The 15,529-nt window shown below is 63.9% G+C and carries 12 protein-coding genes; 2 read left to right on the forward strand and 10 right to left on the reverse strand.

Annotated elements, in window-relative coordinates:
• Positions 1 to 198: 198 nt before the first annotated feature.
• The 10 genes from AC2T3R_RS04030 to norR form a co-directional block, all read right to left on the reverse strand.
• On the reverse strand, positions 199 to 1,533 hold the full coding sequence (locus AC2T3R_RS04030) for an OprD family porin (RefSeq protein ID WP_054572342.1): 1,335 nt from the start codon (positions 1,531 to 1,533) through the stop codon (positions 199 to 201).
• A 205-nt stretch (positions 1,534 to 1,738) separates the two neighbouring features.
• Entirely contained in the window at positions 1,739 to 1,963 is a 225-nt protein-coding gene (locus tag AC2T3R_RS04035; RefSeq protein WP_023661166.1) for a hypothetical protein, read from the reverse strand.
• 326 nt (positions 1,964 to 2,289) lie between these two features.
• Positions 2,290 to 3,678: a heavy metal sensor histidine kinase gene (locus tag AC2T3R_RS04040; protein WP_410952884.1), complete on the reverse strand. Its 1,389-nt coding sequence runs from the start codon at positions 3,676 to 3,678 to the stop codon at positions 2,290 to 2,292.
• Entirely contained in the window at positions 3,653 to 4,327 is a 675-nt protein-coding gene (locus AC2T3R_RS04045) for a heavy metal response regulator transcription factor (protein WP_015268985.1), read from the reverse strand. Before AC2T3R_RS04045 ends, AC2T3R_RS04040 begins: the two co-directional genes overlap by 26 nt.
• Before the next feature lie 9 nt (positions 4,328 to 4,336).
• Positions 4,337 to 7,429, reverse strand: coding sequence for a multidrug efflux RND transporter permease subunit (locus AC2T3R_RS04050; RefSeq protein ID WP_486744678.1), 3,093 nt, complete (start codon positions 7,427 to 7,429; stop codon positions 4,337 to 4,339).
• Entirely contained in the window at positions 7,426 to 8,589 is a 1,164-nt protein-coding gene (locus AC2T3R_RS04055; protein WP_486744679.1) for an efflux RND transporter periplasmic adaptor subunit, read from the reverse strand. The genes AC2T3R_RS04050 and AC2T3R_RS04055 overlap by 4 nt, the downstream gene beginning before the upstream one ends.
• A 290-nt stretch (positions 8,590 to 8,879) precedes the next feature.
• Positions 8,880 to 9,614 (reverse strand): YkgJ family cysteine cluster protein, encoded by a 735-nt coding sequence (locus AC2T3R_RS04060; RefSeq protein WP_486744680.1) that lies wholly within the window; start codon positions 9,612 to 9,614, stop codon positions 8,880 to 8,882.
• Positions 9,611 to 9,922: a hypothetical protein gene (locus AC2T3R_RS04065; RefSeq protein ID WP_013970974.1), complete on the reverse strand. Its 312-nt coding sequence runs from the start codon at positions 9,920 to 9,922 to the stop codon at positions 9,611 to 9,613. The genes AC2T3R_RS04060 and AC2T3R_RS04065 overlap by 4 nt, the downstream gene beginning before the upstream one ends.
• An 87-nt stretch (positions 9,923 to 10,009) precedes the next feature.
• Positions 10,010 to 10,909 carry a chemotaxis protein gene (locus tag AC2T3R_RS04070; RefSeq protein WP_410952888.1) on the reverse strand — a complete coding sequence of 300 codons (900 nt, stop codon included), beginning with the start codon at positions 10,907 to 10,909 and terminating at the stop codon, positions 10,010 to 10,012.
• A 191-nt stretch (positions 10,910 to 11,100) separates the two neighbouring features.
• Positions 11,101 to 12,654 carry a nitric oxide reductase transcriptional regulator NorR gene (norR, locus tag AC2T3R_RS04075; RefSeq protein ID WP_410952889.1) on the reverse strand — a complete coding sequence of 518 codons (1,554 nt, stop codon included), beginning with the start codon at positions 12,652 to 12,654 and terminating at the stop codon, positions 11,101 to 11,103.
• Between the two features lie 154 nt (positions 12,655 to 12,808).
• Between norR and hmpA the strand changes: the two genes are divergently transcribed.
• Both hmpA and AC2T3R_RS04085 read left to right on the forward strand, forming a co-directional pair.
• Positions 12,809 to 13,987, forward strand: a complete 1,179-nt coding sequence (hmpA, locus tag AC2T3R_RS04080; RefSeq protein WP_410952890.1) for an NO-inducible flavohemoprotein — start codon at positions 12,809 to 12,811, stop codon at positions 13,985 to 13,987.
• Between the two features lie 632 nt (positions 13,988 to 14,619).
• Positions 14,620 to 15,126, forward strand: coding sequence for a disulfide bond formation protein B (locus tag AC2T3R_RS04085; RefSeq protein ID WP_039613829.1), 507 nt, complete (start codon positions 14,620 to 14,622; stop codon positions 15,124 to 15,126).
• Positions 15,127 to 15,529 lie beyond the last annotated feature (403 nt).

A 15,529-nucleotide genomic window follows, 5' to 3' on the forward strand; every position in this document is an offset into this window, starting at 1 on the left:
TTCGCGGCGGCGACATTCTAGGGAAGCGGGGATTGTCGGACAAGATTTCTCCGACGGAATCACGCAGGGGCTGCTGCGCAGCCCATCGCCGGCAAGCCAGCTCCCACAAGTACCGCACAAGGCTTGAGGTCAATGCGGTCAAGGTGGGAGCTGGCTTGCCGGCGAAACGAGGGCGAAGCCCTCGCACCCGGGCCTGGATCAGAACACGTTCAACGGGTAATCCACGATCACTCGCAGTTCATCGTTGTCGCTGTTGCTGTCGATGGACGCATAACCCTGGCTGCCACGGTGGGTGGCATAGCGCACCAGCACCGACAGGTCCTTGAGGTCTCCTTCCTGGAACACGTACTTTACGTCCACGTCGCGTTCCCAGTGCATGGCGTTCTTGCCATCGGCACGGTAGTAGTCGTAGTGGGTAGTGTCCTGGGTGGCCTTGGTCAGGTCGGCTTCACCGCGCGAGTAAGACAGCACCGTACTCAGGCCAGGGATGCCCACACCAGCGAAGTCATAGTTGTACTGCAGTTTCCACGAGCGCTCGTTCGGTGCGTTGAAGTCCGAGTACATGCGCGAGTTGTCCAGGTAGACGCTGTCGCCCAGGTTGATGTAGTCGAACGGCGTGTTGCCATTGACCCGCTGATAGGCGGCGGTGACGCTGTGGAACCCGGCGTTGACGGTGAAATGCACGCTGTAGGTGTTGTTGTCGATCTTGCCCAGCAGTGCCTGGCCGGTGTCCTGGGTGTGATAGAAGTGCACGCCCGGGTTCAGGCTGACCAGATCGTTGACCACATAGGTGTAGTCGAAATCGGCGTAGTACTGGTTCCAGATGTCCTTCAGTTCGGCTGCATACAGGTTGGCAGTGATGTTCGGGGTGCCACTCCACGACGCGCCGGCCCAGTTCAGGTGCTTGCTTTTGTCATGCTCGCCCAGCGAACCGTAGTAGGTGTCGATGCGGCGGTGGCCGCTCTGGTTGTACGGCTTGGTGAAACTCACCTGGCCGCCTTCGAGCAGCAGGCCGTCGATGCTGGTGTTGGTCAGGCTCACACCACGGAAGGTCTGCGGCAGCATGCGGGTTTCGCCGCCAGCAATCACCGGGTTGGTGAGGAACAGGTCACCGGCTTTCAGCTCGGTGTCGAACGCCTTGAGCTTGACCGCGGCACCGGCGGTGGAGAACGAGTGCGGGGCAGCACCCAGTTCGTCTTCGTTCTTCTGGTGGGTCGGCAGGATGCTGGTGCCAGCATGGCCGCCGCCCCCATCGAGCTTCAGGCCCAGCATGGCATGGGCGTCCAGGCCAAAGCCGACCACACCCGGGGTGTAGCCCGACTCGAAACGTGCAACCGCACCTTGGCCCCACTCGCGGGTGTCGCGCACTCCGGCGTTGTGGTTGTCGCGGTTGAAGTAGGCATTACGGAAATGCAGGTTGAAGGACGAGCCTTCGATGAAGCCATCAGCCTTGTCTTCATCTGCCTGGGCGGCGAAAGGGATCGTTGCAGTCAACGCAATGAACAGCGGGGTAAAACGAAACGCGGAAGGCACCGGTACTAGCTCCTTGGGTCTGGCGGTGGGGCAGTTTTTATTTTCGAATGTGCGTCTTTTTTATAGGTGAACGTTACAGCTTGGCTGATAGTTGAAGCACATAAAAAAAGCCGCTGATCGGCAGCGGCTTTAAAAGGCTAACATATCGGCACTGGTAGTGCCCATGGCGTAGCCAAGGGAAAACGGGAGCAGCGACAGCACTTGATCAGCTGTCGGCATTGGCATCGACAGAGACCTTGGAAGCTGTCTGGTTAGCGTCTTTTGCGGTGTCTACCTGCTGTGCGGCTACGGCTTCGCGGGCCTCTTGGTGGACTGCGGCGAACTCAGCATTACGGGTGACGAAAGCCTTGGATTCTTCAGCCATGGCCAGGGGCGACAACAACAGGGAAGACAGGACGAAGACGCTGGCAATACCCATACTGTTGGACATTTGAAACTACCTTCTTGCGATGCAAGTGCTAATGAGGACGGGGGTAAAGTTAGTCCTTTCAATGCACTTGAAACAGAGCGAAGAGCGATAAGCACTGTTGCGCAAAAGGTAACTATCGCAGTAAAAGCAATTGGACTTTCGCCGCAAACCCCCATGCTAGACGCGCTACGCGTTCATTGTGGGAGCGGGCGAGCCCGCGAAGCAGGCACCGCGGTGGATGGCACGGGCTTCGCCCGTGTTCGCGGGCTTGCCCGCTCCCACAAAGATTGCGGCTGTTTTCAGACTCTGAGCAAGGCAATTGTTCCCACAAGGACGGCGTTGGCTGGTCAGATATGGGCCGGTAGCCTGATCCCAAAGGTATTGGCCCCAGCGGCACTACGCACGAACACCTCCCCACCATGCATCAGCGCAATCGCCTTGACGATCGCCAACCCCAACCCATGGTTACCCCCACCACTGTTGCTACGTGCCGCATCCACCCGGTAGAAGCGTTCGAACAACAACGGCAGGTGCTCATCGTCGATCGCCGGCCCCGGGTTGCTCACGGCGATGCTGACCTGCTCCGGCCCGGCAGCGATCTGCACCTCGATCACCTGGTGCGGTGCGGTGTGCTGCACGGCGTTGTTCAGCAGGTTGATCAGCGCCCGGCGCAGCTGGGCCTTTTCGATGGGCGCCTGGGCGTCACCGCTCACACTCACGCTGACTTGCGCATCTTCGAGAATGTAGTCCAGGTAGTCCAGGGTGGTCGCCACTTCCTGGGCCAGCGAGGCCTGGGTCAGGGCAGTGGCCTTGCTGCCCTGGTCGGCACTGGCCAGGAACAGCATGTCGTTGATGATGCTGCGCAGGCGCTCCAGCTCCTCAAGGTTCGATTGCAGCACTTCGAAATAATGCTCGGCGCTGCGCCCTCGGGTCAGTGCAACCTGGGTCTGGCCGATCAGGTTGGTCAGCGGCGAGCGCAGTTCGTGGGCGACGTCGGCATTGAACGCCTCCAGCCGCGAGTAGGCCTGGCTTACCCGGTCCAGTGCGGCATTGAAGGCACCTGCAAACTGTGCAAGCTCCGGGGCCAGGGCGTGGGTCTGCAGGCGCCCGTCCAGGCGCGGTGGGGCCAGGGCCTGGGCCTCAACGGACAACGCCAACAGTGGGCGCAGGCCGATACGCGCCACCCAGTAGCCCAGCAGCGAGGCCAGTAGCACGCCGAGCACCGCCAGCCCGACAATCGCCACCAGCAGGCTGTGCTGCGCCTGCCAGAATGTTTCGGTGTCGATGCCGATCAGAAAGCGCAGCGGCGGCCGCTCGCCCAGGGCCGGCAGTTCGCTGACCAGCACCTTGTAAGGGTAGGGCCGGTCGGGCAGGCGCAGGTCGCGCATGCCCTGCACGCCTTCGGCGAAGGCGCGGACCAGCTCGCTAGGGTGGCCGTATTCGTAGGCCGGGTTGCTGCTGACCACCCAGAAGCGAATGCGCTTGTCCTCTTCACTGAGCAGGTTGAGCTTGTTGTTGATCTTGACCCAGTGCTCCGGTGTGCCGAAGCGGTTGAGGGTGGACTCGAGCACACTGAAGCGCGCGTCCAGCTCGGCTTGCGGCAGCAGGTCGAGGCTGCGGTCTACCTGGCGGTACAGCGCCGAACCGATCAGCAGGAACACGCCCAGCGCCACCAGGATGAACAGCGCCGACAGGCGCAGCGCGATGGAATTACCCCGCACGGCTTTCCAGGACATAGCCCATGCCTCGGATGGTGTGCAGCAACTTGTTGTCGAAAGGCCCGTCGAGCTTGGCGCGCAGGCGCTTGATCGCCACTTCGACGACGTTGGCATCGCTGTCGAAATTGATGTCCCAGACCAGCTCTGCAATCGCTGTCTTTGACAGAATTTCGCCCTGCCGGCGGGCCAGCACGCTGAGCAGCGAGAACTCCTTGGCCGTCAGCTCAAGGCGTTGGCCGGCGCGCGTGGCCTTGCGCGCCATCAGGTCGATCCACAGGTCACCCACCTGCACCTGCAGCGGTTCATGGTTGCTGCTACGGCGTGTCAGGGCTTGCAGGCGGGCGACCAGTTCGAGGAAGGAAAACGGCTTGCCCAAGTAATCGTCGGCGCCCTCGCGCAGGCCATGGATACGGTCTTCGACCCGTTCACGGGCGGTCAGCATGATGACCGGCGTCTGCTTGCGCGCGCGCAGGGCGCGCAGCACGCCATAGCCGTCCATGCCCGGCAGCATCACGTCCAGCACGATCACCGCGTAGTCACCCTCCAGGGCCAGGTGCAGGCCCTCGATGCCGTCCCGCGCCAGGTCCACGGTAAACCCCTGCTCGCTGAGGCCGCGATGCAGGTAGTCGGCGGTTTTTTCTTCGTCTTCGATGATCAGCACACGCATGGTCTTGTCCTAACTGGCACTGGGCGCCGCCGCACGGGCGGCCTGGCGGCGGTGGAACAGGCGCTCTAGGGCCAAGTATATGACCGGGGTGGTGAACAGCGTCAGCGCCTGGCTCACCAGCAGGCCACCAACCACGGCGATGCCCAGTGGCTGGCGCAGTTCGGAACCGGTGCCGAAGCCGAACATAAGCGGCACCGCGCCGAGCAAGGCGGCCAGGGTGGTCATGATGATCGGCCGGAAGCGCGTCAGGCAGGCCTGGTGGATCGCCTGCTCCGGGGTCAAGCCCTGGCGGCGTTGGGCCTCCAGGGCGAAGTCGATCAGCAGGATGCCGTTTTTCTTGACGATACCGATCAGAAGCACCACGCCGATCAGCCCCATGATGCTGAAGTCCTGGCCCAAGGCCCACAGCAGGATCAGCGCGCCGAGGCCGGCCGAGGGCAGGGTGGAAATGATCGTCAGCGGGTGGACGAAGCTTTCGTACAGCACGCCGAGGATGATGTACACCGCCACCAGCGCAGCCAGGATCAGCCAAGGCTGGCTCGACAGCGAACTCTGGAAGGCCTGGGCCGCGCCCTGGAAGTTGCCGCTGATGGAGTCGGGCATGCCCAGCTCGCGCTGGGTGCGCTCGAGGATGGTCACCGCATCGCCCAGGGCCACGCCCGGGGCCAGGTTGAACGACAGGTTGGCCGCCGGGAACAGGCCATCGTGGCTGATCGACAGCGGCCCGGTGCTGGGCGCCGGTACATGGGCTACTGCCGACAGCGGTACCATCTCGTTGGTCAGCGGCGAGCGCAGGTAGAAGTAGTTGAGGCTTTCGGCCTTGCCGCGCTGGCGGGCATCCAGTTCGAGGATCACCTTGTACTGGTTGGTCTCGGTCTGGAATTCACTGATCTGCCGTTGGCCGAAGGCGTCGTACAACGCCTGGTCGACGTCGGTGGTGGTCAGGCCGAAACGTGCCGCGGCCTGGCGGTCGATATCGATGCGGGTGACGCTGGCACCCAGTTGCAGGTCGTTGGCCAGGTCGCGGAACGCCGGGTTTTCCCGCAGGCGCTCGGTCAGGCGCTGGGTCCACAGGTTCAGCGCCATGCCGTCGTTGCTCTTGAGCACGTACTGGTACTGGGTGCGCGACGGGCCGGAGCTTAGGTTGATGTCCTGGCCGGCACGCATGTACAGGACGATGCCTGGCACCTGGGCCAGCTTGGGCCGCAGCCGATCGATCAGTTCGCTGGCCGACACATCGCGTTCGCCACGGGGCTTGAGGGCGATCCAGAAGCGGCCGTTGGCGATGGTCTGGTTGCTGCCGGTGACACCCACCGAGTGGGAGAACGCGCGCACCGCCGGGTCGGCCTCGATGATTTTGGCCAGCGCCTGGTGCTTCTCGATCATCGACGGGTACGACACATCCGCCGCCGCCTCGCTGGTGCCAAGGATGAAGCCGGTGTCCTGCAGTGGGAAAAAGCCCTTTGGAATACCCACGTAACCGGCCACCGCCAGGGCCAGGGTCAGGCCAAACACGCCGAGCGTCAGACGCTGGTGGGTGAGGGCGCGGTCCAGGCCCTTTTCGTACCACCTGACCAGCCGCTCGCCGAAGCCGCCCTTGTGCTCTCCGGGCGGGCGGCGCATGAACAGTGCGCACAGGGTTGGCGCCAGGGTCAGCGAAACCACCACCGAAATCAGGATGGTGGCAGTGGCGGTAAGGGCGAACTCCTTGAACAGCCGGCCGACCACGCCGCCCATGAACAGCAGCGGGATGAACGCGGCGATCAGCGAGAAACTGATCGACACCACGGTGAAGCCGATTTCCCCGGCGCCCTTGAGCGCTGCCGTGCGGCTGTCGTCGCCGGCCTCCAGGTGACGGTGGATGTTCTCCACCACGACGATGGCATCGTCGACCACGAAGCCCACCGAGATGACGATGGCCACCAGGGTCAGGTTGTTCAGGCTGAAGCCGAAGATGTACATCAGCGCGCAACTGGCGATCAGCGATACGCCAAGCACGCTGGACACCACCATGGTCGCCGACCACTGGCGCAGGAACAGCGCCATCACCCCGATCACCAAGGCCACGGCGATCATCAGGGTCAGCTCCACTTCATGCAGCGAGGCACGGATGGTCTGGGTGCGGTCCTGCAGCACCGACACTTCGACCGAGGCTGGCAGCATCTCCTGCAGCTTGGGCAGGGCAGCCAGTACCCGGTCCACGGTATCGACGATGTTGGCGCCAGGCTGGCGGAAAATCACCAGGTTCAACCCGGGCTGGTCGCCGGACCAGGCTTTGACGTAGGCGTTCTCGGCGCCATTGATCACCTTTGCCACGTCCCTCAGGAGCACTGGTGCACCGTCACGGTAGGAGACGATCAGCTGGGCGTAGTCGTCGGGATGGAACAACTGGTCGTTGGCGGCGATGGTCGAAACGCTGTGCTCGCCGTACAGCGCCCCCTTGGCCAGGTTCAGGCTGGTCTGCTGGATGGCCTGGCGCAAGTCGGCCAGTGTCAGGCCGATGGCGGCCAGTTTCTCGGGTTGCGCCTGCACGCGGATCGCCGGGCGCAGTTGCCCGGTGATGTTGATCAGGCCGACCCCGTCGATCTGGCTCAGCTGGCGCGCGAGCAGGGTTTCGGCGTAGTCGCTGAGGTCGTTGCCAGGCATCTGGCTGGAGCTGACCGTCAGCACCAGCACCGGGCTGTCGGCCGGGTTGACCTTGCGCCAGGTCGGCGGGTTGGGCAGGTCTTGCGGCAGGCGCGCGGTGGCGGTGTTGATGGCCGCCTGCACTTCCTGGGCGGCGGTGTCGATGTTCTTGTCGAGCGTGAACTGCAGGATCAGGTTGGTCGAGCCCAGTGCGCTGCTGCTGGTCATCTGGGTCATGCCGGGGATGGCGCTGAACTGCACTTCCAGCGGCGTGGCCACCGACGAGGCCATGGTTTCCGGGCTGGCGCCGGGCAGCTGGGCGGTGACCTGGATGGTCGGGAAGTCGGCTTCCGGCAGTGGTGCCACCGGCAGGCGCGGGAAGGCGATGGCCCCCAGCAGCACAAGGGCGAAGGTCAGCAGCAGGGTGGCGATAGGGTGGTCGATGCACCAGGCCGAAACACCGTTGCGCGTGTTCATGGCTGGCTCCGCCGGTCGGCCATTTCCGACGGCGCGGGGGCATCGGGGGCCACCTCGACCCGCGAACCTGGCTTGAGCCGCGACTGGCCATCGAGCACCAGGCGCTCGCCCGGCTTGACCCCGGCAATGATGTTCAGCCCGCTGTCCTGATACAGCACCTTGACCGGCACGCTGGTGACCTTGTCACCGTCCAGGCGGTAGACGAAGTGCCCGTCGACGCCGCGCTGTACCACCGGAGGCGGCACTACCAGGGCGTTTTCTTCCACGGCGGTGCGCAGGCGGATGGTGACCAGCTGGCCCGGCCACAGGCGGCCGTCCTTGTTGTCGAACTCGGCTTTTACCCGCACGGTGCCGGTGGTGGCGGAGATCTGGTTGTCGATCAGTGCCAGGTGGCCTTCACCGAGCAGGCTGCGTTCGCCGTCGGCATCCATGTAGGCCTGCACCTGTGCCGGGGTGGGCGCCTTCAGCAGGCTTTGGAGGGTTGGCAGCATTTGCTGCGGCAGGGCGAATTCGACGGCGATCGGGTCGATCTGGGTGACGCTGAACAGGCTGCGGGTATCGCTGGTGCGCACCAGGTTGCCGGGGTCGACGTTGCGAATACCCACCCGGCCGGTCACTGGCGAGCGGATCTGCGTGTACGACAGCTGCACCTCGGCATTGGCGATGGCCGCCTGGTTGCCCTTGACCGTGGCTTGCAGGCGGTTGACCAGGGCCTGCTGCTGGTCGAGGGTCTGCTTCGAAACGCCGTTGTCGGTACTCAGCAGGCGGTAGCGCTGCAGGTCGACGTTGGCTACCTGGATCTGCGCCTGGCTCTGGCCAAGTTCGGCACGGGCCTGGTCGAGGTTGGCGCGGATGGCGCGGTCGTCGAGGGTGGCCAGCAGGTCACCTTCCTTCACCCACTGGCCTTCCTTGACCAGCACCTGGGTCAGTACCCCCTCCACTTGCGGGCGCACCTCGACGCTGTGCAGCGACAGCACCGAGCCGATGGCGCTGGCATAGCGCGGCACGTCCTGCTGGACGACACTGACCACGCGCACCGGGATGGCGGTTTGCGCGCGGGTGGCAGGTGCTGGCTGGCGCTGGCCGAACCAGAGGCCCGCTACCGCCAGGACCAGGAGCGCCAGGGCGGCGAGGATGACAGGGCGGGACGGACGTCGCATCGGTGCGGGCACCTTGGCCATAGGGGAGGGAAGTGGGCTGTATTCAATCTTATAGCCCTCGAACCGGGTCGGCAGCGTGACCGCTGGCTGACAGCGCTGTCAGTTTCGCTTGCCGCGCCACGACGCACCTGGCATGCGAACTGCGCCCCCTGTGGGAGCGGGCATGCCCGCGAAGAATACAACGCGGTGCATGGCACCGGCTGCGCCGGTGTTCGCGGGCACGCCCGCTCCCACAGGGACCGCGGCAGGCTTTGGTTCCTGTGCAAGGCGGTTGCCCCGCCAAGGCATAGCTAGAAGCTGATGAAGGCGTAATACACCGGGGGCTCGCTGGTGATGCGCAAACCATGTTCCTGCAAGCTCGCCACCAGCGCCGCGTCCTCCACGTGCAGGGGCCACTGTGCCAGGCCAGCCTCCGGTACCTGCTCCAGACCCGCGCGGAAGGCCCCCATGTCAGGCAGGTAGGCAGTAAATCCGTTGCCCTTGAGCGCACTGGTGGTCATGCCCAGCGCCTGGCACACCGCCACCTTGGCGGCGATGTCATCGCGGTCGGCCTGGCGCGAGGCCTGCACCAGCGCCTCCAGCCCGGCATCGACCAGTTGCCTGCCGTGAATCAGCTCCGGCCCCTGTTGCCAGGCTTCCGGCGGGCAGTCCTTGCTGCCCGGGCGCAGAGGTATATGCGGGTTGATTTCCACCGGGTAGATGCGACAGACCAGCGGGCGCTGGTCGTAGATGGTGCACAGGTCGTTGTCGTCGAGGTTGCGGCAGCGCCCGGGGTTGAACGCGGCAAAGGTCACCGAGACGCGTACTTCGCTGTCGCCGCAGGGCACGGGATGGGAACGACGCAGCACATGATCACGCTGTTCTACTGGCATGCCAGGGCCGTCCGCAACGAAGGCTTCGATCAGCACCACCACCTGGCCGTCGTTGTCCGCCCAGCGGCGCGCTTCGGCCAGGGTCAAGGGCACGTGGTGGCCGGTACAGCACTTGCCGCAGCCGGTACAGGCGAAACGCAGGCTGTCGGTCACTTGGCTTCCGGGCTCCACTCGCTGACGAAGGCGCGCTGGTGCTGGCGGTCGTACAAGCAAAGCTCGGTGCCGGTGCGCTGCTGCATGTGCTTCTGGGGGTAGACGCCTTCGATCAGCAGGGCGCTCATGCCGACCTGATCATCGAACTCGGCGGGCTTGCTGCGGGCGTGAGCATCCTTGAACTGGCTGGCGGCCAGGCAAGCCTTGAGCATCTGCTGGCGCTGCTCGTTCCAGGCCTGGCTGCTGGAGGCCTGGGCGATACCGCTGAAGAGGGCGAAACTGATCAGGATAGAGCTGAAAAACTTCATACGGATTCCGGCAAGTTACTTGCGAGGGGGGCGAATTATGCCCGACTCGACCCCGACGGCAAGCCGGGGAGTTTGTCTCCGAATATATCAGCGCTCGGCGAACACCACGGCGCGCGCCGCCACCACCAGACAATCGGTCAGCTCTGGCGAGGAAAACTTGGTGAGGATGGCATTGGCCCCGGCCTGCGTCGCCTTTTCACTGCTCATCGCGCTGTCCAGCGAGGTGTGCAGCAGTATGTACAGGTGCTGGAAGTCGGGGGTTTCGCGCAGGGTGCGTGTGAAAGCGTAGCCGTCCATTTCGCTCATTTCGATGTCGGAGACGATCACGTTGATTTCCTGCGCGGTGCCCTGCAGCTCCAGCAACACGTTGATGGCGTCCTTGGCGCTGCGCGCGGTATGGCATTCGACGCCGAGGTTGCGCAGGGTGTGCACCGACTGTTGCAGGGCTACCTGGCTGTCGTCCACCACCAGGATATTGGCGGCGGCCAGCAGGCTGGCGTCTTCCTCGCTCAGGGTGGCGTGATGCGGTTCGGGCAGCGGCGGGGCGATGGCGTGGATGACTTTTTCGATGTCCAGCACCTGCACCAGAGTGTTGTCGACCCTGGTCACGCCGGTGATGAACGAGCGGCTGCCCGAGCCATAAGGGGGTGGTTTGATGTCGGTGCTCAGGCAATGCACGATGCGGCTGACCGCCTGCACATGCAGGCCCTGGCGCGAGCGGCTGATCTCGGTGACGATCAGGCAGCCGCCGTCAGGGTCGGCCAGCGGCCGTTCGCCAATGGCGCGGGACAGGTCGATGACCGACAGCGAATTGCCGCGCAGGGTTGCCACGCCTTTCACGTGGGGGTGCGATTCGGGCAGCTTGGTCAGCGGCGGGCAGGGGATTATCTCGCTGACCTTGAGCAGGTTGATTGCCATCAACTTGCCGCTGCGCAGGGTGAACAGCAGCAGGGACAGCGAGTCCGCGCGGGCATTTTGCGTGGCCATGGTGACCTTCGTGGGGAACAGGGGATAACCGGTTATCGGCCTGGTTTGGTCGGGCTTTAGCGGGTGTGGGGATTGTGGGGCTGCTTTGCAGCCCATCGCGACACAAGGCCGCTCCTACAGGGGGGGGCGCGGTCCCTTGTAGGAGCGGCCTTGTGTCGCGATGGGGCGCAAAGCGCCCCCAGGATTCCAACTCAGCGCAGCCCCAGCCGACGGGCCAGGCGGCTAAGGTTGGCGCGGTCCAGGCCGAGTTCCCGGGCAGCCGCTGCCCAGTTTTCTTCGTGCCGCTGCAGGCAGGCCTCGATCAGCTGGCGCTGGTAGTCGTCGACGGCTTCGCGCAAGCCCCCTTCGGGTAGCGGTGCCGCCGGCAAGGGCACAGCAGGGGAGGGCGGGGTGCCGGGCGTTGCGGTTGCGCGCAGGTCCAGGTCGATGGCTTCCAGGGTGAGGATGCGTGGCCTGTCGGAATGTTGGCCCAGCGCCTTGAGCGCCGAGCGGCCGATCAGATGTTCCAGTTCACGTACGTTGCCTGGCCAGTCGTAGGCCAGCAGCGCGGCCTGTGCTTCGCTGCTCAGGCGCAGGCTGTTCAGGCCTAGGCGCGAACGGTTCTGTTCGAGGAAGTAGCCAGCCAATAGCAGCACATCACGCCCACGTTCGCGCAACGGCGGAACGTGCAGCGGGTATACGCTGAGGCGGTGGTAGAAGTCGGCGCGGAAGTTGCCAATACGCACCTCTGCTGCAAGGTCGCGATTGGTGGCTGCGATCAGGCGCACATCCACCCGGTGTTCGCGATCCGAGCCCAGGCGTTGTAACTGGCCGCTCTGCAGTACGCGCAACAATTTGGCCTGCACCGTCAGTGGCAGTTCACCGACTTCGTCGAGGAACAATGTGCCGCCATTGGCGAGCTCGAACTTGCCGCGGCGCTCGCCATGGGCGCCGGTGAAGGCTCCGCGTACATGGCCGAACAGTTCGCTTTCCACCAGGGTGTCAGGCAGGGCGGCGCAGTTGAGGCTGACCAACGGCTTGTCGGCGCGGTTGCTGGCCTGGTGCAGGGCCTGGGCCACCAACTCCTTGCCGACGCCGGTCTCACCGGTTATCAGTACGGTCAGGTCACTGCCACCGACCAGGCGAATTTCCTCGACCAGGCGCTTGTGCGCGGGGCTCTGGCCAATCAGCTCTTTGTCCTGGCCGCTGGCCTGGCGGTAGATTTCCGCGCGGTGGTGTTCGTCTTCCGCGCGCAGGGCCAGGTGCTCGATGCGCTCGGCCACGGTTACCGTGGCGGCGGCAAGGCTGGCGAAGGCCTGCAGAGCGCCCAGCTCCAGGCTCTGGAACTGCCCGGGGGTCAGGGCATCGAGGGTAACCAGGCCCCAGGGGCGCTCGTCGACCATCAACGGGCAACCCATGCAGTCATGTACTTCCAGGTTGGCATCAGGGGCGTTGACCAGGCCGTCGTAAGGGTCGGGTAGCTCGGAGTCGCTGGCGAAGCGGGTGGGTTCCCGGCTGCTGAGCAGGATCTGGAAGCGTGGGTGCTCGCTGACTCGGAAGCGCCGGCCCAAGGTATCGGGGCTCAGGCCGTCCACTGCCAGCGGCACCAGCCACTCGCCGTCCAGGCGCAGCAGCGCGGCGGCATCACAGGGCAGCAACCCCCGCATGGCCTGCAGCAGGCGGCGATAGCGTTCCTGGTCGGGCAGGTCGCGGGAAAGGTCGCTGACCAGGGGCAGCAGGGTGGTGAGCAGGGGCTTCGTGGTCATATGGACTCCTGTGGGTCGATATGACTATACGTCGAGGTGGGTCGTTTTGACATGACCTGCGTCAAGCCCCTGATTTTGCTGGAGATAAGAGTTGGCATGATTGATGTAATAGCTCGGGCAGTCATTTGAAGCCACAGGCTCAGGAGTTGTTGCAATGCTCAATGCCGAACAACGTGCAATCATCAAGGCCACTGTCCCCCTGCTGGAAAGCGGCGGCGAAGCGCTGACCACCCACTTCTACAAGATGATGCTCAGCGAGTACCCGCAAGTGCGCCCGCTGTTCAACCAGGCCCACCAGGCCAGCGGTGACCAACCGCGCGCCCTGGCCAACGGCGTGCTGATGTATGCCCGCCATATCGACCAGCTGGAGCAGCTTGGCGGCCTGGTCGGCCAGATCATCAACAAGCACGTTGCCCTGCAGATTCTGCCGGAGCACTACCCGATCGTCGGTAGCTGCCTGCTGCGCGCCATCGAAGAAGTGCTGGGCAAGGAAATCGCCACACCCGCCGTGATCGACGCCTGGGGCGCGGCCTATGGCCAGTTGGCCGACATCCTGATCGGCGCGGAAGAGAACCTCTATAAACAGAAGGAAGAGGCCGAAGGCGGCTGGCGCGGCACCCGCGAATTCCGCCTGGTGCGCCGTGAGCAGGAAAGCAGCGAAATCGTTTCGTTCTACTTTGCCCCGGTGGATGGCAAACCGGTGCTCAAGGCCGAGCCTGGCCAGTACATCGGCCTGAAGCTGGACATCGACGGCGCCGAGCAGCGCCGCAACTACTCCCTGTCGGCACTGTGCGACGGCAAGGAATACCGCATCAGCGTCAAGCGCGAGGCGGGTGGCAAGGTCTCCAACTACCTGCACGATGTGCTGGCGGTGGGCGATACCCTGCAGCTGTTCCCGCCGGCTGGCGATTTCACCCTGGCGGCGAGCGACAAGCCGCTGGTGCTGATCAGCGGTGGCGTGGGTATTACTCCGACCCTGCCAATGTTGCAGGCGGCGTTGCAAACCCAGCGTGAGGTGCATTTCATTCACTGCGCCCGTAACGGCGCCGTGCATGCGTTCCGCGACTGGATCGACGAGCTGGCCGAGCGTCACCCACAGCTCAAGCGCTTCTACTGCTATGCCGAACCGCATGATGATGCCGCGGCTGATGCCGTGGGCCTGCTGAGCGAGGACTTGCTGGCCGAGTGGCTGCCGCAAGAGCGAGACGTGGATGCATACTTCCTCGGGCCCAAGGGTTTCATGGCGGCGGTCAAGCGCCAGCTGAAGGGCCTGGGTGTGCCAGAGCAGCAGAGCCGCTACGAGTTCTTCGGGCCGGCGGCTGCGCTGGAGTGATGTAGCGCCTGTACTGGCCTCTTCGCGGGTAAACCCGCTCCCACAGGGACCGCACAGGTTTCAAACCTTGTGGGGGCCTGTGGGAAATTTTGTGGTTTTCAACAAACCAGCCCCCACAGGGATCGCGCAGATTTCAAAGCCTGCGCGATCCCTGTGGGAGCGGGTTTACCCGCGAAGAGGCCGGTACAGGCTCACAGAGTATTCATCCCAGCCGCTGGCAAGCCAGCTCCCTTGCAGCATTGCTCCCGCCCGTGGGTAATCGAGAACGAAACGGTCGATCGCATTCGTCGCCTGGGGGCTGGCTTGCCAGCGGCTGGGCCGCACCTCACCTTCCTGCCTATATATAAAGGAGAGATGAAAGCGGCTGCGCAGCTTTCATCTTTAATCCTCCTTTAATCACGGTATCCTTCACTCCCGGGTGTCGAGGGGCTTGCTCCTGCGCGGCACCCGGTCAGCCGCTTTTTTGCCGCCCGGCGTTGAACCGACGTCGTTGCGGCCGGTCTCAGCCACACCGGATAGCCCCGCGCAGCCTTATCACGCCGCTTCCTCGGCACGTCAAAGGCCCTGCCCAGCGTGTAGAATTGCGCCAGGCAGGCAGATCACGCTGCCACTATCCATCGAAGGAACCGGCAATGAACGAACAAACATCGCGCCTGAATCGGGAACGGCGCTTTCTGGTACTGTTGGGCCTGATCTGCATTTCGCTGATTGGTGGCGCCCTCTACATGCAGATAGTCCTGGGCGAGGCACCATGCCCGCTGTGCATCCTGCAACGTTATGCGCTGTTGTTCATCGCCGTGTTCGCCTTCATTGCTGCGGCCATGCCCGGGCGCCGTAGCCTCACCTTCTTCGAGGCACTGGTGGTGCTCAGCGCCATCGGCGGAATCGTTGCGGCCGGCAACCATGTGTATATACTCGCCAACCCCATGGTCAGTTGCGGCATCGACACCTTGCAGCCGATCGTGGACGACCTGCCGCTGGCCAAGCTCTGGCCGCTGGTGTTCCAGGTCGATGGCTTCTGCAGCACGCCGTACCCGCCGATCCTCGGTCTGTCGCTGGCGCAATGGGCACTGGTGGCGTTCGTCCTTACGGCTGTACTGGTTCCGCTCGGGATCTATCGCAACCGACGCCAGGCTTAGACAAAAGTACCGAATGGCATGTGGTCTTTTACGCCGCATGAGAAGAGGGAAAATTCGCTCACCGCTTGATCCAGATCAACCCGGAGGCCTTGCAGAATGCGGCTTTGGGGCCTATCAAGCGGGGTGCGACAAACTGTCGCGAAGTTGAATTTTTGAGCGGTATTGTTGCAGATTCTGTAAAGGACTGTTGCTCAATAAGTCATAGTCAAGGGTTGGCGACCTATCTACAATCGCCCCCAATTTCCGTTCGGCACTGCTTGCGAGTCGCAGGATTGAAGGAAGCCTCAGCGCTCCTTTTTGCTGACTTCGTCAAGTTTCGCCCAACGGCGATACCGGGCGGATCCCCCTCCGCGTTTTCCCGCACCAAATGGACTTGGTCTGAAGTACAGGCCTGTTGCCTACG

The organism is Pseudomonas sp. PVC-5-1 (genome assembly GCF_057444345.1).

Excerpts from the sequence above, each read along its gene's own strand:
- AC2T3R_RS04035 (WP_023661166.1), bottom strand. The coding sequence starts at position 1,963 with ATGTCCAACAGTATGGGTATTGCCAGCGTCTTCGTCCTGTCTTCCCTG.
- AC2T3R_RS04040 (WP_410952884.1), bottom strand. The coding sequence starts at position 3,678 with ATGTCCTGGAAAGCCGTGCGGGGTAATTCCATCGCGCTGCGCCTGTCG.
- AC2T3R_RS04045 (WP_015268985.1), bottom strand. The coding sequence starts at position 4,327 with ATGCGTGTGCTGATCATCGAAGACGAAGAAAAAACCGCCGACTACCTG.
- AC2T3R_RS04050 (WP_486744678.1), bottom strand. The coding sequence starts at position 7,429 with ATGAACACGCGCAACGGTGTTTCGGCCTGGTGCATCGACCACCCTATC.
- AC2T3R_RS04055 (WP_486744679.1), bottom strand. The coding sequence starts at position 8,589 with ATGCGACGTCCGTCCCGCCCTGTCATCCTCGCCGCCCTGGCGCTCCTG.
- AC2T3R_RS04065 (WP_013970974.1), bottom strand. The coding sequence starts at position 9,922 with ATGAAGTTTTTCAGCTCTATCCTGATCAGTTTCGCCCTCTTCAGCGGT.
- AC2T3R_RS04070 (WP_410952888.1), bottom strand. The coding sequence starts at position 10,909 with ATGGCCACGCAAAATGCCCGCGCGGACTCGCTGTCCCTGCTGCTGTTC.
- norR (WP_410952889.1), bottom strand. The coding sequence starts at position 12,654 with ATGACCACGAAGCCCCTGCTCACCACCCTGCTGCCCCTGGTCAGCGAC.
- hmpA (WP_410952890.1), top strand. The coding sequence starts at position 12,809 with ATGCTCAATGCCGAACAACGTGCAATCATCAAGGCCACTGTCCCCCTG.
- AC2T3R_RS04085 (WP_039613829.1), top strand. The coding sequence starts at position 14,620 with ATGAACGAACAAACATCGCGCCTGAATCGGGAACGGCGCTTTCTGGTA.